Annotated in this window: 24 protein-coding genes; 14 read left to right on the top strand and 10 right to left on the bottom strand. The window is 68.7% G+C overall.

Annotation, left to right across the window (positions count from 1 at the left end):
• The first annotated feature begins 31 nt into the window (after positions 1 to 31).
• From ACIBL3_RS17920 to ACIBL3_RS17910, 3 genes are read left to right on the top strand one after another with little or no spacing between them, the layout of a single operon-like run.
• Positions 32 to 313: a hypothetical protein gene (locus ACIBL3_RS17920; RefSeq protein WP_360519762.1), complete on the top strand. Its 282-nt coding sequence runs from the start codon at positions 32 to 34 to the stop codon at positions 311 to 313.
• Positions 300 to 698, top strand: coding sequence for a DUF5130 family protein (locus tag ACIBL3_RS17915; RefSeq protein WP_396354495.1), 399 nt, complete (start codon positions 300 to 302; stop codon positions 696 to 698). Before ACIBL3_RS17920 ends, ACIBL3_RS17915 begins: the two co-directional genes overlap by 14 nt.
• The gene (locus ACIBL3_RS17910) at positions 695 to 1,276 is read left to right on the top strand and encodes a GNAT family N-acetyltransferase (protein ID WP_396354494.1); all 582 of its coding nucleotides are present in this window, start codon (positions 695 to 697) and stop codon (positions 1,274 to 1,276) included. The genes ACIBL3_RS17915 and ACIBL3_RS17910 overlap by 4 nt, the downstream gene beginning before the upstream one ends.
• On the opposite strand, the gene ACIBL3_RS17905 is transcribed toward ACIBL3_RS17910, so the two are convergent.
• The 3 genes from ACIBL3_RS17905 to pepN form a co-directional block, all read right to left on the bottom strand.
• Complete coding sequence (locus tag ACIBL3_RS17905; RefSeq protein ID WP_396354493.1) at positions 1,252 to 1,959, bottom strand: hypothetical protein; 708 nt, start codon at positions 1,957 to 1,959, stop codon at positions 1,252 to 1,254. The genes ACIBL3_RS17910 and ACIBL3_RS17905 overlap by 25 nt on opposite strands.
• Positions 1,960 to 2,312: 353 nt before the next feature.
• Entirely contained in the window at positions 2,313 to 2,843 is a 531-nt protein-coding gene (locus ACIBL3_RS17900; RefSeq protein WP_396354492.1) for a hypothetical protein, read from the bottom strand.
• A 77-nt stretch (positions 2,844 to 2,920) separates the two neighbouring features.
• Positions 2,921 to 5,491: an aminopeptidase N gene (gene pepN, locus ACIBL3_RS17895; RefSeq protein ID WP_396354491.1), complete on the bottom strand. Its 2,571-nt coding sequence runs from the start codon at positions 5,489 to 5,491 to the stop codon at positions 2,921 to 2,923.
• A 122-nt stretch (positions 5,492 to 5,613) separates the two neighbouring features.
• On the opposite strand from pepN, the gene ACIBL3_RS17890 reads away from it, so the two are divergent.
• The 3 genes from ACIBL3_RS17890 to ACIBL3_RS17880 all read left to right on the top strand — a co-directional run bounded on the left by ACIBL3_RS17890 (position 5,614) and on the right by ACIBL3_RS17880 (position 7,572).
• The gene (locus ACIBL3_RS17890) at positions 5,614 to 6,228 is read left to right on the top strand and encodes a DsbA family protein (RefSeq protein WP_396354490.1); all 615 of its coding nucleotides are present in this window, start codon (positions 5,614 to 5,616) and stop codon (positions 6,226 to 6,228) included.
• Positions 6,229 to 6,319: 91 nt separating this feature from the next.
• The gene (locus ACIBL3_RS17885) at positions 6,320 to 7,084 is read left to right on the top strand and encodes a hypothetical protein (protein WP_396354489.1); all 765 of its coding nucleotides are present in this window, start codon (positions 6,320 to 6,322) and stop codon (positions 7,082 to 7,084) included.
• Between the two features lie 20 nt (positions 7,085 to 7,104).
• Positions 7,105 to 7,572, top strand: coding sequence for a ribose-5-phosphate isomerase (locus ACIBL3_RS17880; protein ID WP_396354488.1), 468 nt, complete (start codon positions 7,105 to 7,107; stop codon positions 7,570 to 7,572).
• Here the strand turns inward: ACIBL3_RS17880 and ACIBL3_RS17875 are convergent.
• On the bottom strand, positions 7,536 to 7,733 hold the full coding sequence (locus tag ACIBL3_RS17875) for a hypothetical protein (RefSeq protein WP_396354487.1): 198 nt from the start codon (positions 7,731 to 7,733) through the stop codon (positions 7,536 to 7,538). The two genes, ACIBL3_RS17880 and ACIBL3_RS17875, sit on opposite strands and share 37 nt — an antisense overlap.
• 10 nt (positions 7,734 to 7,743) lie before the next feature.
• Here ACIBL3_RS17875 and ACIBL3_RS17870 point away from each other — a divergent pair, with 10 nt between their 5' ends.
• From ACIBL3_RS17870 to ACIBL3_RS17860, 3 genes are all read left to right on the top strand, one after another.
• The gene (locus ACIBL3_RS17870) at positions 7,744 to 8,571 is read left to right on the top strand and encodes an Fpg/Nei family DNA glycosylase (protein ID WP_396354486.1); all 828 of its coding nucleotides are present in this window, start codon (positions 7,744 to 7,746) and stop codon (positions 8,569 to 8,571) included.
• A gap of 63 nt (positions 8,572 to 8,634) precedes the next feature.
• Positions 8,635 to 9,729, top strand: coding sequence for a PP2C family protein-serine/threonine phosphatase (locus ACIBL3_RS17865; protein ID WP_396354485.1), 1,095 nt, complete (start codon positions 8,635 to 8,637; stop codon positions 9,727 to 9,729).
• A 185-nt stretch (positions 9,730 to 9,914) separates the two neighbouring features.
• Positions 9,915 to 10,367 carry a hypothetical protein gene (locus ACIBL3_RS17860; RefSeq protein ID WP_396354546.1) on the top strand — a complete coding sequence of 151 codons (453 nt, stop codon included), beginning with the start codon at positions 9,915 to 9,917 and terminating at the stop codon, positions 10,365 to 10,367.
• Between the two features lie 4 nt (positions 10,368 to 10,371).
• On the opposite strand, the gene ACIBL3_RS17855 is transcribed toward ACIBL3_RS17860, so the two are convergent.
• Together ACIBL3_RS17855 and ACIBL3_RS17850 are read right to left on the bottom strand one after the other, a co-directional pair.
• Positions 10,372 to 10,752: a PIN domain-containing protein gene (locus ACIBL3_RS17855; protein WP_396354484.1), complete on the bottom strand. Its 381-nt coding sequence runs from the start codon at positions 10,750 to 10,752 to the stop codon at positions 10,372 to 10,374.
• Positions 10,752 to 11,039, bottom strand: coding sequence for a hypothetical protein (locus tag ACIBL3_RS17850; protein ID WP_396354483.1), 288 nt, complete (start codon positions 11,037 to 11,039; stop codon positions 10,752 to 10,754). Before ACIBL3_RS17850 ends, ACIBL3_RS17855 begins: the two co-directional genes overlap by 1 nt.
• A 129-nt stretch (positions 11,040 to 11,168) precedes the next feature.
• Between ACIBL3_RS17850 and ACIBL3_RS17845 the strand changes: the two genes are divergently transcribed.
• The 5 genes from ACIBL3_RS17845 to ACIBL3_RS17825 all read left to right on the top strand — a co-directional run bounded on the left by ACIBL3_RS17845 (position 11,169) and on the right by ACIBL3_RS17825 (position 14,234).
• A complete protein-coding gene (locus ACIBL3_RS17845; protein WP_396354482.1) occupies positions 11,169 to 11,606 on the top strand; it encodes an SRPBCC domain-containing protein in 438 nt (145 codons plus the stop codon).
• On the top strand, positions 11,603 to 11,971 hold the full coding sequence (locus ACIBL3_RS17840; RefSeq protein ID WP_396354481.1) for an ArsR/SmtB family transcription factor: 369 nt from the start codon (positions 11,603 to 11,605) through the stop codon (positions 11,969 to 11,971). The genes ACIBL3_RS17845 and ACIBL3_RS17840 overlap by 4 nt, the downstream gene beginning before the upstream one ends.
• Before the next feature lie 37 nt (positions 11,972 to 12,008).
• On the top strand, positions 12,009 to 12,449 hold the full coding sequence (locus tag ACIBL3_RS17835) for a nitroreductase family deazaflavin-dependent oxidoreductase (RefSeq protein WP_396354480.1): 441 nt from the start codon (positions 12,009 to 12,011) through the stop codon (positions 12,447 to 12,449).
• A gap of 219 nt (positions 12,450 to 12,668) precedes the next feature.
• Entirely contained in the window at positions 12,669 to 13,397 is a 729-nt protein-coding gene (locus tag ACIBL3_RS17830; RefSeq protein WP_396354479.1) for a CDP-alcohol phosphatidyltransferase family protein, read from the top strand.
• Positions 13,398 to 14,234, top strand: coding sequence for a hypothetical protein (locus ACIBL3_RS17825; protein ID WP_396354478.1), 837 nt, complete (start codon positions 13,398 to 13,400; stop codon positions 14,232 to 14,234). It begins immediately after the preceding gene.
• A gap of 74 nt (positions 14,235 to 14,308) precedes the next feature.
• Here the strand turns inward: ACIBL3_RS17825 and ACIBL3_RS17820 are convergent, their stop codons facing one another.
• From ACIBL3_RS17820 to ACIBL3_RS17805, 4 genes are all read right to left on the bottom strand, one after another.
• Entirely contained in the window at positions 14,309 to 17,668 is a 3,360-nt protein-coding gene (locus ACIBL3_RS17820) for a S8 family serine peptidase (RefSeq protein ID WP_396354477.1), read from the bottom strand.
• 206 nt (positions 17,669 to 17,874) lie between these two features.
• A complete protein-coding gene (locus ACIBL3_RS17815) occupies positions 17,875 to 19,026 on the bottom strand; it encodes an AAA family ATPase (RefSeq protein WP_396354476.1) in 1,152 nt (383 codons plus the stop codon).
• An 87-nt stretch (positions 19,027 to 19,113) separates the two neighbouring features.
• Positions 19,114 to 20,985 (bottom strand): ABC transporter ATP-binding protein, encoded by a 1,872-nt coding sequence (locus ACIBL3_RS17810; protein WP_396354475.1) that lies wholly within the window; start codon positions 20,983 to 20,985, stop codon positions 19,114 to 19,116.
• Positions 20,982 to 22,646, bottom strand: coding sequence for an ABC transporter ATP-binding protein (locus ACIBL3_RS17805; protein ID WP_396354474.1), 1,665 nt, complete (start codon positions 22,644 to 22,646; stop codon positions 20,982 to 20,984). The genes ACIBL3_RS17810 and ACIBL3_RS17805 overlap by 4 nt, the downstream gene beginning before the upstream one ends.
• Positions 22,647 to 22,682 lie beyond the last annotated feature (36 nt).

Here is a 22,682-nt window from a genome sequence, read left to right as displayed (position 1 = left end):
GTGCGGGGAGCCGGGGGACTAGGCTCTGGGTGTGATCACTGAAGTTTCCGGCCACACCCTGCTGGTGTTCGTCGGCATCCCCGCACTGGTCATCGCGGTGGTGACGCTCCTGGTCTTCGCGTCGTCGATCGCGAGCGGACCGCGTTATCGCCCAGGCCTGTCCTGGTGGGCGCCGCCGGTCTGGATCAACGGGCCGACTGCGACGAAGCCTGACCCCGCCCACCTGCCCGAGTTGCCCGGCGCTCCGGGGACCACCGCGACAGCCGGCGCCGGCGTCGCCCGTTCGACCGGAGGCGCAAGTGCCAGCTGGTGACGCTTTCACCCCTGACCAGCTCTACGACATCGAGCGGGCGGTCCGGCACGCCGAGGAGGTCTCCGGACTGCGGTTCTCCGTGTACGTCGGCGGCGCCGACTCCGAGACCCGGCCGTTCGCCCTGGAGCTGCTGAACGAGCTGGACGACCCGGACCGCACCGTCCTGGTGTACGTCGACCCGGCCGGACGCCGGCTGGAGATCGTCACCGGCTCCCTCGCGAAGCGGCAGCTGTCCGACTCGTCGGCCGGCCTGGCCGCGCTGGCGATGCAGACGTCGTTCGCCACCGGTGACCTCACCGGCGGTCTGGTGACCGGCGTACAGCAGCTGGGTGAGCACGCTCACCAGGCTCCGCTCCTGCACGCGAACGAGCCGCACAAGCAGTGAGCCCGGTGCTCCAGCCGCACCGCATCGAGCTCGACGACGTGGTGCTGCGCCCGTTCGAGTGGACGGACGAGCCGGCGGTCGCCGTAGCACTGCGGGATCGGGACGTGCTTCGCTGGGCCGCGGGTACGGCGGTGATCCGCACACCCGCGGACCGGCGGGCGAAGCGGTGGCTGGAGACCCGCGTCGACGGCTGGTCGCGGGGCAACGCGGTGTTCGCGATCGCGGACGCCGCCAGCGACTACGTGCTCGGCACAGTGTCGATCCGCGACGTCAACCGGGTCCCGGACCAGGCTCTGGTCGCGTACTGGGTCAGCCCGGCCGCACGCGGCCGCGGGCTCGCGGCTCGCGCCCTGGACGCGGCCGCTCGGTGGGCGTTCGCCAAGGACGGCCTTGCTCTGCACCGGCTGTCGCTGGACCACGCGCTGGTCAACGAGGGCTCATGCCGGGTTGCGACGCGCGCAGGCTTCCAGTTGGAAGGCACCATGCGGGACTACTTCGTCGAGCCCACCGGTCAGCGGCACGACTCGCACCTGCACGCCCGGTTGGCGACCGATCAGCTCGTGCCGGCCGGTTCGTAGGTGGGGCAGGCGGAGTTGCTGTAGACGCGCTGGGTCCGCGGGTCGGAGCACAGGTTCAGCATCTGCGCGGACGACGTCCCCGGGCCCAGATAGACCATCCAGGTGTCGGTGACCGACTCCATCGAGCTGTTCGTGATCCCTGGGTACTGCCCGTTGACGAGCATCGCCTTGGCCGGGACACCGGCGTTGATCAGCTTGATCGCGGTGGCCTTGGCCAGTGGCTCGGCGTCCAGCCCGTCCGTCCCGTACTTCTCGAGGACGGCGATCCACTGGCCGCGCTTGAAGACCGGCGAGGCGGGACCCGTGTTGGGGGTCGCGCTCGGAGGCACAGTCGCCTTGGCCTTCGGTGCGGACGAGGCCGGCGGTTTGCGGTCCGCCTTGGTGGTGTTGCCTGCGGCAGACGGGCCTGAGCCCTGCACCGGCGCACTCGCGACCGGTGGCCCGGCTCCGGCGTCGTCCATTCCGCTGCGGAGCGCGTCGTCGGGGGGCGGTGCGGACGATCCTCTGGTCAGGATGAACGCGAATACGGCCACCATCGCGGCGGCCGCCACGATCGCCGCGCCGACCGCGCTGTGCGATCGCTGGGGTTTGACGGTGTGGCCTTGCTGGGGGTCGGTGTGCTGCCGGGAAGGGCTCTTCTGTTGTCTCCGGGCGGCGCGGGCGGGCGGCCTCCGGTGATCCACGGGTGTCACGGCAAGGGTCCCTCCCCAGATTCCCCTGTGGCGGTCAATTGCGTGCAGCTTAAACCGAACCGAACAGTAAGTGAGTGCTACTCACGTGATGAGAATCTCCTTCCCCATCTGCGAATCGCCTCCTGCAATCGAGTCCTCACTGTCCGCCGAAGAACAATCGTTTGACCCTCACGGGTAGCGTTCGCGCTACCACTGTCCGGGTCCGCTGGCGATGGTGAACGATCCCCGGCGCTGAAAACCTCCAGGCAAATGCTTGACCTACTGGAGGGGTTTACGACTCGATGGAGGCCCTGTTCAGCCAGGAGCGGACCGCGAAGGATCTCGTCGACCACGCGATCTGTGACCTAGGTGCCGGACGGGATGCCGTCGTGCTTGGGCTGCGGGCGGGTGTCGAGGGCGTCGTCGAGCCAGGCGTCCACATCGACGTCGCCGCCCAGGATGTGGTTCACGTACGACGCGCGTTCGTGGCTGAGCACCTCGAGCTCCCAAACGCACGGTGCCGCGCCGATCGGGGCCGGCCGCAGGTCGTCGGCCTCCATCCCGCTGAAGATGCTCAGCCGGGACTGGAAGTCCTTCGCCCAGCTCTGCACGACCAGGTAGATCCCGTCGTCACCGAGGTGCAGTACGACGACACCCAGCCCGACCGACCCCATCGCGTCGTCGAACTCGAGCTGCCGGGTGGCCGTGGCGCGCGCGACCTCGACCATCTGGTCGTCCCACTGCCGTCCGCGCGCGGTGACGACGTACGGCTTCACCAACCGGTGCGGGTAGCGCCAGGGCATCAGCGGAGTGACAGGGCGAGGGCGGTAGGCCCCGGCGAGTCCGGTCAGCGCAACGGCTGCCGCGCCGGCCAGGGCGGGGTCAGAAGCGGGCACCGACCCAGTTTTACCGGTCGCCGGTCCAACACAACACCGCCGGTCTCATGCAGACCGGCGGTGTTGTCGTCGAAGCCTCAGCCGGCGTCGCGAGCCTGCGCGGCAAGTGCCCGGGTCAGGTCGGCCTGGGCCTCGCTGACGTAGCGCAGGGTCGGAGCGTCCACCGACTCCGACTCGGTCGACAGCCAGGACGACAGCGCGTCGAGCGTCGGCTGCTCCGGCAGGTTGCGCGGCGACAGGTACACCAGCACGTTCTCGCCCATCGACGAGCCGAGCCGGGTGTACACGTCCCTGGCCGCGCTCAGGTACTTCTCGACGTACGGCCGGAGCAGGTCCTCCTGGCCGGGCTGCTGGAAGCCGAGGATCGTCCGGAACTGCGTCTCGTTCGGGGTGTCCCCGGACTCGACCGCGATCCGCCATGCCTCTTCCTTGGCCTCGGCGGTCGGCCGGGCGGCCCGTGCCTGCGCGGCCCGCTCCTGACCGGTGATCGTGGTGTCGAGGGTGAGCTCGTCCTCGATCTCGTCGGCGCCGATCCGGCCGAGCCGGGCCAGCGCGACGATCAGCGTCCAGCGCAGGTCGGTGTCGACCACCAGACCGTCCGGCAGCTCCCGGTCGTTCAGCCACGCGACCAGCCGGTTCGCACCGGAATCGGAGAACACGGCGGAGCTGTACGCGCGAGCGAACGCCAGCTGGTGGTCGCTGCCCGGCTCGGCACCGGCCAGCAACTCGGCGAGCGCCTGCTCGAACTGCGCCCGCAACACAGGCCGGTTCGCCGGGGCCGCGTAGAGGTTGATCGCGCTGGTCGCCTGGGCGAGCAGCGACCGGACACCGGTCAGGTCGGTCTCGGCCTTGATCCCGCGCAGCACGATGCCGACGTACTGGCTGGCCGGCATCTCGGCGTCGCGGGTCATGTCCCAGGCCGCACCCCAGGCCAGGGCCCGCGGCAGCGACTCGGTCAGCTGGTCGATCGACTCGACCAGCGTGGCCCGGGACCGCTCGTCCAGCCGGATCTTGGCGTAGGTGAGGTCGTCGTCGTTCAGCAGCACCAGGTCCGGCTGGGTCGCGCCGACCAGCTCGGCCAGCTCGGTGCGCGGCCCGTCGACGTCCACCTCGAACCGCTCGGTCCGCACGAGCCCGTCCTCGGTACGGCGGTAGAGGCCGACCGCCAGCCGGTGCGGTCGCAGGACCGGGAAATTCTCGGCCGCGGTCTGCTCGATCGCGAACGACGTGAAGGCGCCTTCGGCGTCGACCGCGAAGTCGGCTCGCAGCGTGTTCACTCCGGCGGTCCGCAGCCAGCGCTCGGTCCAGTCGTCCAGGTCCCGCCCGGACGCCTTCTCCAGCGGCTTCAGGAGGTCGGCCAGCTCGGTGTTGCCGAACGCGTGGTCGGAGAAGTACTCCTTCAGCGCGGAGACGAAGGTGTCCTCACCGACGAACGCGACCAGCTGCCGCAGCGTCGAGGCGCCCTTGGCGTACGTGATGCCGTCGAAGTTCACCTCGACCGCGTGGAAGTCGACCATGTCCGCGGCGATCGGGTGCGTCGAGGGCAACTGGTCCTGGCGGTAGGCCCAGTTCTTTCGCGCATTGCAGAACGTCGTCCAGGCCCCGGCGTACTTGGTCGTCGCGACCGCCTGCGCCCAGTGGCTGGCCCACTCGGCGAACGACTCGTTCAGCCACAGGTCGTCCCACCAGGTCATCGTGACCAGGTCGCCGAACCACATGTGCGCGAGCTCGTGCAGGACGGTGTTGGCGCGGGCCTCCATCTCCGCGTGCGTGGTCCGGCTGCGGAACAGGTACTCGTCCCGCAGCGTCACGCAGCCCGCGTTCTCCATCGCGCCCATGTTGTACTCCGGCACGAACGCCTGGTCGTACTTGTGGAACGGGTACGGCGTCCCGAACGCCCGCTCGAACAGCTCGAAGCCCTGCTTGGTCACCTCGAACAGGTCGTCGATGTCGAGCGCGCCCTTGAGCGACGGACGGCACAGCAGCGACAACGGGTAGCTGCCGTGCGGACCGTCGTACGAGTCGGTGACGACGTGGTACGGACCGGCCACGACCGCGGTGATGTACGTCGAGATCCGCTCGGTCGGCGGGAACTCCCACCGCGCCAGCTCCTCGCCGTTCTCACCCTGGTACGGCGCGGGCTCCGGCGTCGGCGCGTTCGAGATGACCACCCAGCGGGCCGGGGCGGACACGGTGAAGGTGAAAGGGGCCTTGAGGTCCGGCTGCTCGAAGGTGGTGAACACCCGGCGGGCGTCCGGCACCTCGAACTGGGTGTAGAGGTAGGTCTCCTTGTCGGCCGGGTCGACCGAGCGGTGCAGCCCTTCACCGGTGCGCGAGTAGGCGCAGTCCGCGACCACTCTCAGCTCGTTGCGTTCAGCCAGGCCGTCCAGCTGGACGCGGGCGCCGTCGTACACCGTGTCCGGGTCGAGCGAGCGGCCGTTCAGGGTCACCTCACGCACCTTCTCCGCGATCAGGTCGGCGAAGGTGTCCGCGCCGGCCTCGGCGGCGAACGTGATGGTGGTCACCGACCGGAAGGCCGGAGCGCCGCTCGGGGCGTTGGTCAGGTCGAGCTCGATCGCGTAGCTGACGTCGCTGACCACCCCGGCACGGGTACGCGCCTCGTCGCGCGTGAGGTTGGTTCCAGGCATGTCGGCATCCTATGCACCTGGCAGCCGAGATGGCTGAGGGTTTCCCCGCGACATTGGGTATTGGATACCAAGCCGGTATCTGACGCCGGATCCCGTTCCTTCAACTTTGTATGATGGTGAATATGACTGCCTCCGCCGATTTCTGGTTCGACCCGGCCTGCCCCTGGGCCTGGATGACATCTCGCTGGATGCTCGAGGTCGAGCAGGTCCGCGATGTGACGACGACCTGGCACGTGATGAGCCTGGCCGTCCTGAACGATGGCCGTGACCATCTCGACGAGAAGTACAAGGCGAACCTCCGCAACCTCTGGGGCCCGGTCCGGGTCCTGATCGCGGCCGAGCAGGCGCACGGCAACGAGGTGCTGCTGCCGCTCTACACCGCGCTCGGCAATCGAATCCATGTCGACGGCCGTGGCGTCGGCGACGGCAAGGGCGACGTGGTGCAGGAGGCCCTGGCCGAGGTCGGCCTGCCGGCCGCGCTGATCGAGGCCGCCGAGACCGACCGGTACGACGACGCCCTGAAGAAGTCGCACCACGCCGGTATGGACCTGGTCGGGATGGAGGTCGGCACCCCGGTCATCTCGGTCGAGGGCACCGCCTTCTTCGGTCCGGTCGTGACGCCGGCGCCGAAGGGCGAGGCGGCCGGCAAGCTCTGGGACGGCGTCCGGCTGGTGGCCGGCACCGAGGGCTTCTTCGAGATCAAGCGGACCCGGGACCGCGGCCCGATCTTCGACTGATTTCGGTCTGTGGTTCAGGGCTTGTCTCCGGCCGTGCCGGTTGGCGAAGGTTGCTCACCGATGACTTCGTCCGATGGTGAGTAGGTTTCAGATGACGTTGACCGTGCCGACCGGCGTGACTGCCGGTGTCGCCGTGTACGACCGCGAGACCGGCCTGTTCGTGGAGCAGCACAACGCCGACCACCGGTTCCGGTCGGCGTCCGTGGTGAAGCTGCTCATCGTGCTCGACTACCTCTGGGGCCGGGCTCCGGCGTACGCCGTACCGGACGGCGACCGGGCCCGGCTCGAGGTGATGCTGCGCAGCAGTGACGACGACGCCGCGAGCCACTACTGGGACGAGCTCGGTGGCGGCTCGATCGTCGACCGGATGGTGAAGCGGCTCGGCCTGACCCACACGTCCGGGCCGCCCGCGACTCATCCGGGGTTCTGGGGGTACGTCGCTATCACGGCGGCGGACACGGTCCGGATCTATCGGTACATCCTGGAGCAGGCGCCGGCGCTGGTCCGGGAGTTCGTGATGGACCTGCTGCACCGGGCGACCCGGTACGGCACCGACGGCTTCGACCAGTACTTCGGGATCGCGTCGGTCTTCAATCCGGACTTCAGCATCAAGCAGGGCTGGTCCGGGTTCCTCGGGTCGAGTGGCTACCGCAGCGACAAGGCGAAGCCGGTGGACAGCCCGGTGGACCTGGTCAGTGACGCGCTGCACACCACCGGGACGGTCGGACCGGACGACCGGACCATCGTCGCGGTGTACACGTTGCATCCGGCGGGGACGCCGTACGAGCAGGCCTACGCCGAGGTGACGCGGCTGACCGGGGCGCTGAGCGTGCCCGGCGTGCCGGACCGTCGGTAGCAGGTGCAAGACTTCTGGCCATGCGAGTGCACATCGGCTCCGACCATGCCGGCTTCGAACTGAAGAACCACCTGGTCCAGCACCTCACGGCTGCCGGACACGACGTCGTCGACCACGGCCCGGCCGTGTACGACGCCGTCGACGACTACCCGCCGTACTGCCTGCGGGCCGGTGAGGGGGTGGCGAAGGAGGACGGCAGCCTCGGCATCGTGATCGGTGGCTCCGGCAACGGCGAGCAGATCGCGGCCAACAAGGTGAAGGGGGTCCGGGCGATCCTGGCCTGGAGCACCGACACCGCGCGGCTCGGGCGCGAGCACAACAACGCGAACGTGATCAGCGTCGGGGCGCGGATGCACTCCGAGGACGAGGCGACCGCGTTCGTCGAGACGTTCCTGGCCACCGACTACTCGGGCGAGGACCGGCACACCCGCCGGATCGCGATGCTGTCGGACTACGAGGCGACCGGCGAGTTGCCGCCGCTGTCCTGATCCTTGTCGTCGGTCTCCGCCGGTGGCAGGACCGGCCGGCGGTTGACCGGGTGCCGTGGGCGGGAGACGTCCCGGGCCCGCATCGAGCGGCCGGTGCCGACGACCGCCGGAGTGGGCGGACCGCTGCGGCCGCCGCTTTTCGCACCACCTGTCGTCCCCATAAGAGGAATCATGCCTGAAGGTCACACCCTGCACCGGCTGGCGAACGACGTCTGGGACGCGTTCGGCGGCCGTCCGGTCCAGGCGTCCAGCCCACAGGGCCGGTTCGCCGACGGCGCCGCGCTGCTGAACGGGCACGTCCTGCGCCAGACCGAAGCCCACGGCAAGCACTTCCTCGCCGATTTCGAGGGCGCCGGCTGGCTGCACATCCACCTCGGCCTGATCGGGAAGGTCGACTTCGGCCCGGCGCCGGTCCCCGAACCGGTCGGCCAGGTCCGCCTCCGGTTGCAGAACGAGACGTCGTACGCCGATCTGCGCGGAGCGACCGTGTGCGAGGTGCTGACCGATCCGGAGCGCGAGACCTTGATGGCCCGGCTCGGTCCGGACCCGCTGCGCGACGACGCCGATCCGGAGCTGGCGTGGAAACGGATCCACCGCAGCAAGCTGCCGATCGGGCAGTTGCTGATGGACCAGGAGGTGCTGAGCGGCGTCGGCAACGTCTACCGTGCCGAGGTGCTGTTCCGGGCGAAGCTGCACCCGATGACCCGCGGCCATCTGGTGAAGAAGCGCGAGTGGCAGGGCATGTGGGACGACCTACTCGAGCTGATGAAGTACGGCGTCGAGACCGGGCGGATCGACACCGTTGCCGACGACCACACTCCGGAGGCGATGGGCCGTGACCCACGCCAGGACGACCACGGCGGCGAGGTGTACGTGTACCGCCGGCAGGGGCACCGCTGCCACGTCTGCCACTCGGTGATCCGGACCGAGATACTGGCCGGGCGCAACTTGTTCTGGTGCCCCAAATGCCAGCGCACCGGTCTCACTCGCAAGAGCTGACAATCATCAGTTGTGTTACGAGCGGATGCGCGGACCGGGCAGTCCCGTTATCTTCTTCACACCATGAACAGGAGCCGCGGTCTCGCTGAGGTACGACGGCTCAGCCGCAGGGCTGAAGCGCTGGCACGGCGCGCGCGTCGTTCGCACCAGATGGCGTTCGTCGTTCTCCTGCTGACGGCACTCGTCGGCAGCGCCTGCAGTCTTGCGTGGCCGAGCCACGTGCCCGCGTCGCTGCTGGTCATCCCGCTACTGCTCGGCGGCCTGCTGCTGCGCTTCAAGCAACTCGTGGCTCTCACCCTGATCTCGTTGGCCGCCGGTTCGTACATCGTGATGTCGCGGCCGCCGGAGCTGCCGAAGACCGGGTTCGTCCTGGTGCTCGGGATCGTCGGCTGGATCGTCATCACCACGGCGAAGGTCCGCAGCCGGCTCGGCGTTCCGGGGACGCGCAGCGAGTCGATGCTGACCGAGTTGCGCGACACGCTCACCGCGCAAGGTGAGCTGCCGGACCTGCCGTCCGGCTGGTGGGCCGACGCCGCGATCCGGCCCGCGGGTAGTTCGACGTTCTCCGGCGACTTCGTCGTGTCGACGACCCGTGACGACCTGCTCGAGGTCGCGCTGGTCGATGTCTCGGGCAAGGGAATCGACGCGGGGACGCGGGCGCTGCTGCTGTCCGGCGCGTTCGGTGCACTGCTTGGCGTCGTACCGGTGGTGGAGTTCCTGCCGTCGGCGAACCAGTACATGCGCCGTCAGGACTGGGACGACGACTTCGCCACCGTCGTCCATGTCGCGGTCGATCTGAAGAGCGGGGACTTCGACGTCCGGACGGCCGGTCATCCGCCGGCGATCCAGTTCGACGCGTGGTCCGGGCGGTGGCTGACGAAGGACACCGACGGGCCGTTGCTCGGGCTGCTGGAGGCGCCGGAGTTCGAGGTGAACCACGGGCAGCTGAAGCCGGGCGACGCGCTGTTCCTCTACAGCGACGGGATGGTCGAGACGCCGCGGCGCGACATCGGCCGGGGGACCGACCGGCTGGCCGGCCACGCGGAACGCCTTGTCGCACAGGGCTTCGAGGGCGGCGCCGCCGAGCTCGTCGCGGCGGCGGGCGGTCCCGGCGACGACTCCGCGATCGTGATCATCCACAGAACCACGCACGGCTAGCTGCCACCGAACCTGGAGGCTTTCCGGCCCCATCCGCCTAAATCCCTCCACCATCACACCGAAAACCCCACCAGCGATTCGGGCGTCGGGCGCTGTCAGTGGGCGGGCGTCACGACCCCGAAGGTTTCTTGATGCAGCACTAGCTGGTGCGGTCCGGCGATGGCGTAGCCTGCTCGGTCGTGACGATGGACAAGGATGTCTCCTTCGATGCGAACTCCGACCTGAGTGCGCCCGACGTCTCGTTCGAAGAGCTGCTCGCGATGATGCCGGACTCGGTCCGCGAGGTGTTCCCGCCGTACCGCTGGCAGCTGGAGAAGCTGTGGGAGCTCGATCTCAAGGTCGAGCCGGTCGAGGTCGCCGACCTGGCCTGGATGTTCGACCTGCCGTTGTGGCAGCTCGACGGCGAGCGGTTCAAGGTCACGCCGAACCAGGTCGCGGCCACGCCGATGAACTTCCGGGCGCACTACCAGCGGGTGATGGACGCCGATCTCGACCATCCGGTCAACCTGGTCGCCTACCGCGGCCGCCTGGTCGTGCTGGACGGCGCCCACCGGTTGCTCAAGGCGCACTTCCTTCGCCGCCGCTGGATCGAGGCCACCATCGCCACCGCCACCCAACTCCAATCCTGCGCACCGTAACGGCTCAGACCGCGAACAACCGGAGCTTCACCCCGATCGACTCCGCGAGCCGACTCAGGTCCCCGGGATCGCTGCTGACCACGGACGCCTGATGCCGCACCGCCGTCGCCACCACGATCGCGTCGACCACATCCGACGTGCCTGCTGAAGCGCACAGGACGCCGGCGGCCTGGCCGATCTGCTGGCTGTCGGGCACGACGTCGCAGCCCTTCAGAAGTTGGGAAACGGCATGCTGCGGTCCGCCACGCCATGCCTGAGCAAGGACCACGACGGGGACGATCGGTCGCATGTGCGCGCTGACCCTGTCGCGATGCAGCGCGAGGAACGGTCTGTCCAGACGTTCGGCCGCCAGCAGTGCGCCGGTGTCATAAACAATGGCGCGCATCAGCCTGCGGTCCGCCACTCGTCGGTGTCGAGAATGCCGACCTCTCGCAGGAAGTCACGGACACGTTGCCGGTCATCCTCCGAGATCGGTCCGTGCACGCGCTCGGACTCGGCGACGAGTTCCTCTGCCGCGGCCAGGCCGGCCGCATACTTCGCCGCGGCCTCGGCCTTCTCCAGGGCTGCCTTGGCCAGCCAGGTCGACACCGGAATGCCTTCCTCGGCAGCCGCCGCCTTGATCATCTCCTCGACCTCGGGCGGCACCGAGATCGAGAGCTTTCGCGTTGCCATGTCATCGAGGGTAGCAAGCGGTAGGAATCTGTTCCTACCGCTTTCGGGACGCACGGTTTCAACTGCCATGCGGACAGTATGCGCAAGTGGTGACTTGCGCGTCAACACGGTTGATGGCAGGGTTGAGGCATGGACAGCAGGGTGGAGCGTGAGGTGTACGTCGATGCGCGGCCGGAGGTGGTGTGGGCGGCGGTGACCCATCCGGAGAACTTCGCCCGGTGGTACGCGTTCGGCGGGGTGGAGATCGACCTGCGGCCGGGTGGGCGGATGGTGATGCGGTGGGACGAGCACGGGGAGTATCGCGGGTTCGTGGAGAAGGTGGAGCCGGGGCGGCGGTTCGCCTATCGGTACGCCGTGGATCCCGGGGTGGACGCGGCGCCGGGGAACTCGAACCTCGTCGAGTTCATCCTGACGCCGGAAGGTGAGGGGACCAGGTTGCACGTGGTCGAGAGTGGGTTCGACCGGCTGGACGTGTCCGCGGCGGAGCAGGCGAAGCGAGCCGAGGAGTCGGCGCAGGGTTGGGACGGTGGTCTCGCCGCTCTCACGGAGTTGGCGCCGACGCTGTGACCGCCGTACGTGTCGACGGGGTGCTGGAGGCGTTGGGTGATCCGACGCGGCGGGTCGTCGTGGAGCTGCTGGCGGCCACGGGCGGTGGGACAGCGACGTCGCTGGCCGGGGAGTTGCCGGTGACGAGGCAGGCTGTCGTGCAACATCTCGCCGTACTGCGGGATGCCGGCGTGGTGGAGAGTCGTCGCGAGGGGCGCGAGGTGCGCTTCGAGCTTCGTCCCGCTGCGCTGACCGCGACCGCGGCGTGGATGGCGGACGTCGCTGCCCAATGGGACAACCGCCTGCGGATCATCGCCGAGATCGCCGAGACTGCGGAGGTCGAGGCCCACCTTCGCCGGGTGCGGGCTGACGACGCGCCGGTGTGATTGGTGATGATGACGCGTCACCAATAGTATTGGTGATATGACATCGAACAACGACGAGTACGCCCCGAGCCCGACCGACTGGGTGCGCACCCAGGTGGAGAAGGTCGAGGCGGCCGGCACCACCGAAGCGGTCGACATCATGGGGATGCGGGTCGTGCTGCTCACCATGCGCGGCGCCAAGTCGGGCAAGATCCGCAAGGTCCCGCTGATGCGGGTCGAGCACAACGGTGTGTACGCCGCCGTCGCCTCGCTCGGCGGCGCGCCGAAGAACCCGGTCTGGTACTACAACCTGAAGGCCGACCCGAAGCTCACGCTGCAGGACGGTGAGCTCACCAAGGAGTACGTCGCCCGTGAGATCGAGGGCGCCGAGTACGACGAGTGGTGGGAGCGGTCGGTCGCGGCCTACCCGCCGTACGCCGAGTACCAGACCAAGACGACCCGGAAGATCCCGCAGTTCGTGCTGGAGCCGGTCGGCTAGTTGCTCGGCCACACCCGTGGTGGAACCGGCGGCGACCGTCAGGATGCCGTCGGTCACCCCATCCCGTAAGGACTGTGCACAGATCCACAGCGGAACGGTGCAGGGTGACCGAAGCGGCCCGAGGGTTGTGAGACGCTGGGCTCGGCCCGGTTTCGTTGACTGGGCACGACGCGCTGCGTCGACCGAGTTCTGGGAGTCGTCCTGACCACACACGACGCGGTGCGGGAACCGTTCGTCGGGTCGACGCGGTTGCGTCTGGCCGGACTGGCACTGCATGCCTATACCGCGAGCGGAACGGTGCTCGCGCTGCTGATCGTCATCGCCGCCATCGACGGGGACGCCGTCCGCGCGCTCTGGCTCGGCCTGGCTGCGCTGGTGATCGACGGAACCGACGGGATGCTGGCCCGCCGGCTGCGGGTGAAGGAGACCATCCCGTGGTTCGACGGCGCGATGCTCGACAACATCGTCGACTACCTCACCTACGCGTTCGCGCCGATCGTGCTGCTCTGGACCGGCGGCTACCTGCCGGACGGCGCCTGGGGCGCGGTCCTGGCCGCGCTGCCGTTGCTTGCCTCCAGCTACCAGTTCTGCCGGGTCGACGCGAAGACCGACGACCACTTCTTCCTCGGCTTCCCGAGCTACTGGAACGTGGTCGCCTTCTACGTCGTCATCCTGAGCCTCTCGCCGGTCACGACCGGCGTGATCCTGGTGGTCTGCTCGGTGCTGGTGTTCATCCCGGTCAAGTACGTCTATCCGTCCCGGACCAAGGCGTTCCGGTCGATGAACCTGCTCACGACGGCGATCTGGCTGGCGTCGTACGCCGTACTCCTCGCCCAGATGCCGGACCCGAACGCCATCGTGGTCGCCATCTCGCTGGCCTACCTGCTGTACTACGCCGTCCTCAGCCTGTACCTGACCTTCTGGGTCCCCAGGCGCAAGGCCGTCTGAGTGGTCTTAGGCCTGGGCGCGGCACTCGGTGCCGCCTTGCTCTTCGGTATCGCGTCGATTCTGCAGGCTGTCGGTTCGCGTGCGGTGCCGACCGAGTCGGAGCTGGATCCGCGGCGGCTTGGTGGGTTCATACTCGCGCTGCTCAAGCAGCCTGCGTTCCTCGCGGCGCTGGTGCTGAACCTGGCCGGCTTCGGGCTGCACTTCGTTGCCCTGCGCCTCCTTCCGCTCTACCTCGCGCAGGCGGGGATCGCGGTCAGCCTGGTCGTCACCGCACTGCTCGCGACCCGGCTGATGTCGGACCAGTTGAGTGCGCTCGAGTGGTCCGCCGTCGTCGCAGTCTGCGTCGGCCTCGGTCTGCTCGCGGTCGCCGCCGGGGACGCTGGTGACAGCGCCCGCCATCAAGGCCTGACCATCGGCCTCATCGTCGGCCTCGTGGTCATCGCCGTACTCGGCGCCATCGCCAGCCGCTCCCAGCACGGCGTCTCCACAGCGTTGCTGGGGCTGCTCGCCGGCCTCGGGTACGCCGGAGTCGCCATCTCAGCGCGCTTGCTCCAGGACGGCTCGATCGGCGAACTCCTCCGCAGCCCGACCACCTACACCTTGCCCATCAGCGGTGCCCTGGCCTTCATTCTCTACTCGCTGGCCCTCCAACGAGGCTCGGTAACCCTGGCCACCACGCCCATGATCGCCCTCCAAACCATCACCCCCGCCGCCGTCGGCGTCTTCGTCCTCGACGACGCCGTCCGCCCCGGCTGGTGGCCGGCAGCCATCACCGGCTTCCTCCTCTCCGCCCTGGGCTCCCTGATCCTCGTCCGCTTCGAATCCGTCAAGGACTGATCCGGGCGGTTCTGAGCAGGGCCCGGGCCGGACCTGAGGGGGGCCGGCCCGGGCGTTGGTGGGAGGTCAGGGCGTCAGTTGACGATGATTCTGTCGACCTCGATGGTTAGGCCCTTCACCAGTGGGGTCGAGGTACCGGTGGTGACCGTGCCGGTGCCGCGCTGCACGCCCTTGATGTTCATCGAGTAGGTCATCGAACTGCCCGGTGCTCCAGGCGTGCTCGTCACCCGGTAGTCCGTGACCGGCGGGCCGGTGATCTGGCCGCCGGCCGTGCCCTCGAAGTTCTCGGCGCCGACCGTCAGGCCGTAGCCGGCGGGCGGACTGCCCGGAAGGTTGCCCGGGTCGTAGGCGAACGTGATGTCCTCGGTGCCGTTGACACCGATCCATTGCTGGAACACCTTCAGGCTGGTCGTTCCGAACAGGTTCACGCGCCACTCCAGCACGATCCAGTCGCTCACCCCGTCCGTGAGGATCGTGGCGTAGATGCCCGGCGCGCCGGTGCCGTCGAGGTCGGTCCAGTACGACGCGAGCACGTTGTTCGGACGGGCCGGGTCCGGCAGGGTCTGCGGCTGGAACTGTACGTCGTCCCCGGTCGTCGTGCCGCCCACGACCGAGTACCCGTTGGAGGTGACCCCGATCCGGTTGTACGTCTGCTCGGCGTACACGAAGGGCGGGACGGTGAAGTTGAGCGCAGCCTCGTCCCCGATCGGGGTCGGTGTGACCCCGAACGCGTCCAGCGGAATGTATCCGGCCAACGAGCCGGGTGCGATCCCCGGTGCGTCGGGTTGACGGCCGGCCAGGGTTGCCGTCTTGGTCGCGATCTGCGAGCCGACCTTGGTTGCACCGGTCACGCTGTTGAGCCGCAACTGCGAGCTCAGCGTGCTGACCGCGGTCACGTCCGTGGTCTGCAGGCTGTTGTTCTGCACGGTCACCGTGCAGGTCGACTCCCCGGTGTTGCGCGGGATGCTGGACGGCGTGCAGGTCTGGTCGACCGGCACGATGCCCTCCTGGCGGAAGAACGCCACCGGAAGGTGCAGGGCGCGGCTGCCGCCGACCTCCTTGAGGTTGACCTGGCCGAAGTACTGGCCGTCGGGCAGGTCGGGTGCGGTGATGGAGATCGTCAGCTTCTGCGTCTTACCGGGCTTCACCTGGAACACCGGCGGCAGCACCGTGATGTTGGCACCGTTGACGGTCGTGCCGGAAGCGTTGAAGGTGAGCGTCTGGTTGGTGACGTTCTTGACGACCCGCTCGGCGGTGATCAGGCCCGGCATGGTCGGCGCGTTGACCGACGGCAGGTTCAGGTCGATCCGGTTCAGCGGGTCGGTGGCCGACGCGGCGTAGTTGGCCGCCGTCTCGTCCAGCGTCAGGCCGGGGTTGCCGGCCTTGGTCAGGTCGATCCGGCCGCCGCCGTAGTCGAACGGGTCGGCCGGGGTGACGCGGTCGGGCTTGGTGACCGACGTCTTGGCGGTCGTCTCCAGCGCGGACTTGATCTGTCCCGGCGTCCAGGACGGGTTCAGCGCGAGGACCAGGGCTGCGGAGCCGGCCACGTGTGGCGAGGACATCGACGTACCGGCGATCACCTGGTAGAGGTTCCCGGGCGGTCCCTCGGCCGGGGACTCCGGCGTCGGAGTCGCTCCGGCCATGATGTGCAGGCCGGGTGCGGTGACGTCGGGCTTGAGGAAGTCGCCACCGGGGCCGCGGGACGAGAAGTACGTCATCACGTCGCCCTGCCAGGTGGTCGTGGCGCCCTGGGTGAACGATGCAGTGGTGCCAGGGTGCGCCGCGAGGAACGCCAGCAGCGTGTCGGACTCAGGCTTCTCGAGGTGCACGGCCGGCAACCAGTGGTTGTCGGTGAACACATCGGCCGGTGCGGCGTTGTACATCAGCATCCCGACGGCGCCGCCCTGGCTGACGTTGAAGCCCTTCATCACGCGGCCGGGGCTGAACTGACAGGCGACGATCTTGCCGGTGAACAGGCCCGCGGGTGCGGGCGTGTTGCAGAGCGCGTTGTTGTACGGCGGCGCAGAGCCGAGGACGACCGGTGCCGCGGTGCCCAGGCCTGCCGTGATCGACGCACCCGTGATGGTGGCTGTCGCGAGGGCGCCACCGGGATCGTTCAGTGTGACGGTCGAGCGGAAGGTACGGCTCTGCGTGGACGCGGCGACCGTGGTGACCCACGGGCTGCGGTGGTCGGTCGTGTTCGCGCCCGGACCGGAGTTGCCGGCCGAGGCGGAGACGAACACGCCGGCGGCGTACGCGTCCAGGAAGGCGAGCTCGACCGGGTCGCTGTACGGGTTGCTGCCGCCGGAGATCGAGAAGTTGATCACCCGGACGCCGTCGAGGATGGCCTGTGCGACGGCTTGCACGGAGTCGGACGGGAAGCAGCCTTCGGCGCCGCAGACCTTGTACACCGAAACGGCCGCGGCCGGTGCGATCCCGGCGATCGGGCCGCGGTTGATGCCGAGCGGGTTCGCCTGCGCGACCGGTCCGCCCGCGGACGTGGTGGCGGTGTGGGTGCCGTGACCGTTCGAGTCACGCGCGCTGTCGGGGTAGACGTCGCCGCCGATCACCGCGTTGTACGTGTCGAGGAACGGCTGGCCGCCGATGAGCTTGCGGTTGCAGACGAACGGGTCCGCGGCCGGTGTCAGCGGGTTGTCGCCGAAGTCGCACGTCCGCGGTGTGCCGTCCGCCTTCGGCGGCGGCGCCGGCAGTGTGCCGGGATCGGCGAAGGACGGGTGTTCCGGCCAGGCGCCGGTGTCGAGGATGCCGACGATGATGCCCTTGCCGGAGTTGGCCGAGCCGCCGAGTTGGCTGTAGATCGCCGGAGCGCCGATGAATGACGCACTGGAGTCGGTCAGCAGTTGCTGCGGATTGTCGGGCTGGACCGCCGCGACGCCGGGCAGCTTCAGCAGGTCGCGGGCCTTGTTCGCGGGCAGGCTGACCGCGACACCGCCGTACACGGTGCGCAGCTTCTGGCCGGCCCTCGCGCTCGGGACCTTCGCGCTCATGGCGGCGAGGAAGTCGTTCTCCATCGCGGTCACGTGTTGCAGGTACTTGGCCGAGTTCGCGCTCTTGGTGTCGAGCCGTTTGCCGGTGACCGAGGGGCTGGTGCCGGGCAGGCCCTTGAGGCCGCCGCGGTACGCGGCGAGCGAGTCGTAGTCGAGCTTGACGACGACCCGGACCTGCTTGGCCGACGTGCTGTTGACGAGATCCGGGTCGCTCTTGGCGAGCTGACCGCTGGGCGACTTGGCCCCGTTGACCGTGCTGGCGACGGTCAGGGGCGTCGCCGTCCAGGGCCGGCCGTTCGGCGCGGTGGGGGACGGGTCCGCGGCTGACGCGCTCAGCGCAGGCAGCGTGGCAGCGAGCAGCAGGCCGGCGGACAGGCCGGCCATTGTGGTACGTCGGGTTGTTCGTCGGTGAATCGGTGACCTCATGCGCGGCCTCCTGTGAAGGCGGAAAGACGCCGACACCACAGGAGACAGACATGGGACGTCAGGCTGACGCCAGGTCGACGCAACAGACCCCTCAGTCCCGTTTGACCGAACCCCCCACAGGTACCGGCGTAGCGGCAGGCACCCCCACGGTGCCGGCCTGAGCCGAGGCTATGCCAGAACTCGGACCCCGGCTAGATCTCGATCCATCAGCGCGTCGGCCACTTCCAGGGCGGTTCGTCCAGGGGGCGCTGGTCGGCGATGGTGGTGGCGCCGTGGTCTTTGACGAGTTCGATGGTGTGGAGGTCGTCGGAGAGGGCGTCGAGGGCGGCCAGGAAGGGGCGGGAGTGGGTGACGACGATGACCTGGGTGTCTTTCGCGGCAGTGACGACCAGGTTGGCCAGTGCTGGTAGGAGGTCGGGGTGGAGGCTGGTTTCGGGCTCGTTGAGGACCAGGAGCTCGGGTGGTCGCGGGGTGAGCAGGGCGGCGACCCAGAGGAGGTAGCGCAGCGTTCCGTCGGAGAGTTCGGCGCCGGAGAGTGGACGGAGTAGACCGTGCTGGCGGAAGGCGATCTCGAAGCGACCGGAGGTGTTGACGACCTCTACACGGCTGCCGGGGAACGCGAGTTCGACCGCCTCGTCGAGGGCGCCCTTCGCGCCGATCTCCCGGATGGTCTGCAGTGCGGCCGCGACATCGCTGCCATCGGGTCCGAGAACCGGTGTGCGAGTGCCTACCTGGACGCGTCGCGCAGGTGCGTCGGCGTCGGTGCGGAAGTGGTCGTAGAAACGCCATGAGCGGAGGCGGTCCCGGACTGTCAGGAGCTCCGGTGCGCGTTCGGGGTCGGCGTACTCGCTCAGCATGCTGTCGAACGTCTGCAGGAGATGGCCGCCGCGCTGCCAGTCCCCATCGTTGGAACGGATCCGCACCTCGCGGTTGACCCGTTCCACCAGGAGCGCCGCCGGTCGCAAGAACGGTCCCGACCAGAGCGCCTCCCGCTTGATCTCCGGATCGAGGTCGAACACCGACCCGTTCGGCTGCGGCAGGCCGAGGTCCATCAAATAGCCGTAGTCGTCCCCCGCGAACCCCATCCGCAACCCGACCGACTTGGTTCGCACGGTGCCTTGCACGGGCCGGTCCTTGTGCACGTGCTCCGGGCCGGCCCACAACGTCGACTGCAGTCCGCCCTCACGGGCGAGAGCCGCGACGGCGCCGTTGCGCGAGGCATCCGCGAGCAGGCGAAGCGCGCGATACAGACTGGACTTGCCGGTCCCATTCGCCCCGGTCACCACGTTCAGCCCGCGCAGAGGCATCACCAGCCGCCGCAGCGACCGATAGTTCTCCACCGCCAACGTAGTCAGCATGCGGTTCACGCTACCTAGCCACTCCGACAGATCCGGCGTAGCGGGCGCGCGGGTGGACGAACCCCACGCGCCCGCAACTGCCTTGGATCAGGCTAGGGAGTCTTCCCAGGCTTGGTGGAGGCCGGCGTAGCGGCCGCCGGTGGTGATGAGGTTGTCGGGGGAGCCGTCTTCCATGATCTGGCCGTATTCGAGGACCAGGACACGGTCCGCCGTCTCCACCGTGGACAAGCGGTGCGCGATGACGATCGCCGTACGGTCGGCCAGGATGGTCCGCAGCGCGCGCTGGATCAGCCGCTCGCTGGGGATGTCGAGGCTCGACGTCGCCTCGTCCAGGATCAGTACGGCGGGGTCCGCAAGGAACGCGCGGGCGAAGGCAACCAACTGCCGCTGACCAGCCGACAGCCGGCTACCACGCTTCTCCACCTGAGTCTCGTACCCCTCAGGCAGCGCCATGATGAAGTCGTGCGCGCCGATCACCTCGGCCGCCTCGACCACCTCGTCCAGCGTGGCGTCCGGCTTGCCGAACCGGATGTTGTCCGCGACCGTCCCGGTGAAGAGGAAGTTCTCCTGCGTCACCATCACCACCCGCTCGCGCAGGTCGTCCTCGGTGAGGTCACGCAGGTCGGACCCGTCCAGCAGCACGTGACCGCTGGTCGGGTCGTAGAACCGCGCCACCAGCTTGGCGATCGTGGTCTTGCCCGCACCAGTCGTGCCAACGAGCGCCAGCGTCTGCCCGGCCGGCACGTCGAGGTCGAGTCCGGGCAGCACCTGTACGCCGTCGACGTACTGGAACTGCACGTTGCGCAGCTCCAGATGTCCCCGGCTCTTGCCAGGCCGCACCGGCTTGACCGGCTCCGGTACGTCGGGCTTCTCGTTGAGCACCCCGGACAGCTTCTCCAGGGCCGCGCTCGCGGACAGGAACGTGTTGTAGAACTGCGAGATGTCCTGCAGCGGCTCGAAGAACTGCCGCAGGTAGAGCAGGAACGCGGTCAGTACGCCGACCGTCACGTGACCGTGGTACGCCTGGTACCCGCCGTACGCCAGGATCGCGACGATGGTGATGTTGCCGACGCCCTTGATCGACGGCATGAAGATCGCGTTCAGCCGGAACGACTCGAGGTTGGCCTCGCGGTACTTGTCGTTGACGCCGTGGAAGATCTCCTCGTTGCGCGGCTCGCGGCGGAACGCCTGCACCGCGCGGATGCCGGTCATCGACTCGACGAAGTGCACGATGACGAGCACGACGGCCTCGCGCGTACGGCGGTAGACGACAGCTGACCGGCGTCGGAACCAAGCGGTGATCAGGATCAGCGCCGGGAACGACAGCAACGCCAGCAGACCGAGCTTGAAGTCCAGCGTCAGCAGGATGATCGCGGTGCCGATCAGGGTGAGCAGCGCCGTGACCAGGCTGTCGAACCCGTTGGCCAGCATCTCGTCGATGACGCCGACGTCCGAAGTCAGCCGGGAGATCACCCGCCCGGAGGTGTACTTGTCGTGGAACGCCGGGCTGAGCCGCTGGAAGTGGTCGAACACCCGGCGGCGCAGACCGAGCAGGATGGTCTGGCCGAGCTTGCCGGACCGCATCAGGAACAGTTGCCGGGCGAAGGCCTGCAGCAAGGCCATCACGAACACTGTGACCACGATCGTGATCAGGGTCTTCGGGCCCTCACCGGCGAGGATCGGCGGGATGCCATTGTCGATGCCGAGGTGGACCAGGTAGGGCACCGCGAGCCGGGCGCCGTTCTCGACCACGACGATCACGACCAGTAGCCAGATCATCTTCGAGTACGGGCGGAGCAGCTCGCCGAGGAGCTTGCGCGAGTCCTCCTTCAACCGGATGGTCGTTGCCCTGGACAACTCCCGGTCGCCCTCGTCCTCGAAGTACCCCCGCCAGGACTGTTCCGCCGACTTCTCCTCCTCGGCGTCGGACTGCGGAGGTGTCTGCTGAGTGGTCGTCATGCGTGCACCTCCTCTTCCTCGGCCGCGAGCAGCAGCCGGTACGCCGGGACGTCGGTGAGCAGCTCGTGGTGCGTGCCGACGTGGGTGATGGTTCCGTTCTGGAGCAGGGCGACCTTGTCCGCCAGCATCACCGTCGACGCGCGGTGCGCGACCACGATGCCGGTGGTGTCGGCGAGCACGTTGCGCAGCGCCTCCTCGACCAGGGCCTCGGTGTGGACGTCGAGCGCCGACAGAGTGTCGTCGAGCACCAGGACGGCGGGCTTGGCGAGCACCGCCCGCGCCAGTGCGAGTCGTTGCCGCTGGCCACCGGACAGCGACATGCCCTGCTCGCCGACCCGGGTGTCCAGGCCCCACGGCAGGTCGTTGACGAACTCGGCCTGCGCAACTTGGAGGGCTTGCTGGATGTCCGCCTCGGTCGCGTCCGGCCGGCCGAGGGTGAGGTTCTCCCGGACGCTCATCGAGAACAGCGTCGGGTCGTCGAACGCGGAGGCGACCGCGCCGCGCAGCGACCGCAGGGTCAGGTCCCGGACGTCGTGCCCGTCGAGCGTGATCCGCCCGCCGGTCACGTCGTACAGGCGTGGAACCAGTGCGGTGAGGGTGGTCTTGCCGGACCCGGTGGCGCCGACCAGGGCCAGCGTCGTACCGGGGGTGAGGTCGAGGTTGACGTCGTGCAGAACCTCGGGGGAGTCGGGGGAGAACCGGAAGCTGACGTTCTCGAACCGCAGGTGGCCGCGTGGGTTCGTCAGCTCCTCGTCGCCCGACTGGATGGTGGACCAGGTGTCCAGGATCTCGCTGATCCGGTCCGCCGCGGTCATCGACTCCTGGGCCATCGCCAGGATGGCGCCCAGCGACGTGACCGGCCAGATCAGCGACAGCATCAGCGTGATGAAGGCGACCAGCGTGCCGAGGGTGATCGCCTCCCGGCCGACGGCGAGCGCGCCGAGCAGCAGCACGACCACCAGAGTCAGGTTGGGGATCACGCCGAGGAAGCTCCAGAACCGCGACGCCAGCCGGACCTTGTCGACCGAGGTGTTGAAGAGCGTGACGGCGCCGTCGTCGAACTGCCGCTGGACGTGCTGGCGCCGGCCGAACGCCTTGATCACCCGGAAACCGAGCGCGGACTCCTCGATCTGGGTGGCGAGATCGCCCTGCTGGTCCTGGACCTTGCGGGAGATCACCAGGTACTTGCGCTCGAACTTCAGCGACACCACGATGATCGGCACCGCCGCCGCCAGGACGACGACACCGAGCGGCCAGTACAGCCGCAGCAGCAGGGTGGTGACGACCACGAGCTGGAGGATGTTCATCACCAGGAACAGCAGGCCGAAGCCCATGAACCGGCGGATGGTGGACAGGTCGGTGGTGACCCGGGAGAGCAGTTGGCCGCTCTGCCAGCGGGTGTGGAACTCCATCGGGAGTGACTGCAACCGGACGTACAGGTCATGCCGGAGGGTGGCCTCGAGGTCGCTGACCGTCCGGGACTGGGCCCAGCGGCGAACCCAGACCAGGATCACTTCGGAGATGCTGAGGCCGAGGGCGAGCAGTGCCAGCGGGACCAGCAGGTCGAGCTCGCGGCGGGTGACCGGGCCGTCGATGATGGCCCTGGTGACGAGGGGGACGGTAAGGCTGACGCCGACGCCCAGCATGGCGGTGGAGAACATCGTCGCCAAGCGCCAGCGGTGTGGTCGGAGATAGGG

It is taken from the genome of Kribbella sp. NPDC050124 (assembly GCF_044460355.1).
GTDB lineage: Bacteria > Actinomycetota > Actinomycetes > Propionibacteriales > Kribbellaceae > Kribbella.
Note: the sequence above shows the minus strand (reverse complement) of the source record. Positions and strands in the feature narration are given on the sequence as shown.

Bases quoted from the DNA above. Each gene is read 5' to 3' on its own strand.
- pepN (WP_396354491.1), bottom strand. From the start codon at position 5,491: ATGCCTGGAACCAACCTCACGCGCGACGAGGCGCGTACCCGTGCCGGG.
- ACIBL3_RS17890 (WP_396354490.1), top strand. From the start codon at position 5,614: ATGACTGCCTCCGCCGATTTCTGGTTCGACCCGGCCTGCCCCTGGGCC.
- ACIBL3_RS17885 (WP_396354489.1), top strand. From the start codon at position 6,320: ATGACGTTGACCGTGCCGACCGGCGTGACTGCCGGTGTCGCCGTGTAC.
- ACIBL3_RS17880 (WP_396354488.1), top strand. From the start codon at position 7,105: ATGCGAGTGCACATCGGCTCCGACCATGCCGGCTTCGAACTGAAGAAC.
- ACIBL3_RS17875 (WP_396354487.1), bottom strand. From the start codon at position 7,733: ATGGGGACGACAGGTGGTGCGAAAAGCGGCGGCCGCAGCGGTCCGCCC.
- ACIBL3_RS17870 (WP_396354486.1), top strand. From the start codon at position 7,744: ATGCCTGAAGGTCACACCCTGCACCGGCTGGCGAACGACGTCTGGGAC.
- ACIBL3_RS17865 (WP_396354485.1), top strand. From the start codon at position 8,635: ATGAACAGGAGCCGCGGTCTCGCTGAGGTACGACGGCTCAGCCGCAGG.
- ACIBL3_RS17860 (WP_396354546.1), top strand. From the start codon at position 9,915: ATGGACAAGGATGTCTCCTTCGATGCGAACTCCGACCTGAGTGCGCCC.
- ACIBL3_RS17855 (WP_396354484.1), bottom strand. From the start codon at position 10,752: ATGCGCGCCATTGTTTATGACACCGGCGCACTGCTGGCGGCCGAACGT.
- ACIBL3_RS17850 (WP_396354483.1), bottom strand. From the start codon at position 11,039: ATGGCAACGCGAAAGCTCTCGATCTCGGTGCCGCCCGAGGTCGAGGAG.
- ACIBL3_RS17845 (WP_396354482.1), top strand. From the start codon at position 11,169: ATGGACAGCAGGGTGGAGCGTGAGGTGTACGTCGATGCGCGGCCGGAG.
- ACIBL3_RS17835 (WP_396354480.1), top strand. From the start codon at position 12,009: ATGACATCGAACAACGACGAGTACGCCCCGAGCCCGACCGACTGGGTG.
- ACIBL3_RS17820 (WP_396354477.1), bottom strand. From the start codon at position 17,668: ATGAGGTCACCGATTCACCGACGAACAACCCGACGTACCACAATGGCC.
- ACIBL3_RS17815 (WP_396354476.1), bottom strand. From the start codon at position 19,026: ATGCTGACTACGTTGGCGGTGGAGAACTATCGGTCGCTGCGGCGGCTG.
- ACIBL3_RS17810 (WP_396354475.1), bottom strand. From the start codon at position 20,985: ATGACGACCACTCAGCAGACACCTCCGCAGTCCGACGCCGAGGAGGAG.
- ACIBL3_RS17805 (WP_396354474.1), bottom strand. From the start codon at position 22,646: ATGTTCTCCACCGCCATGCTGGGCGTCGGCGTCAGCCTTACCGTCCCC.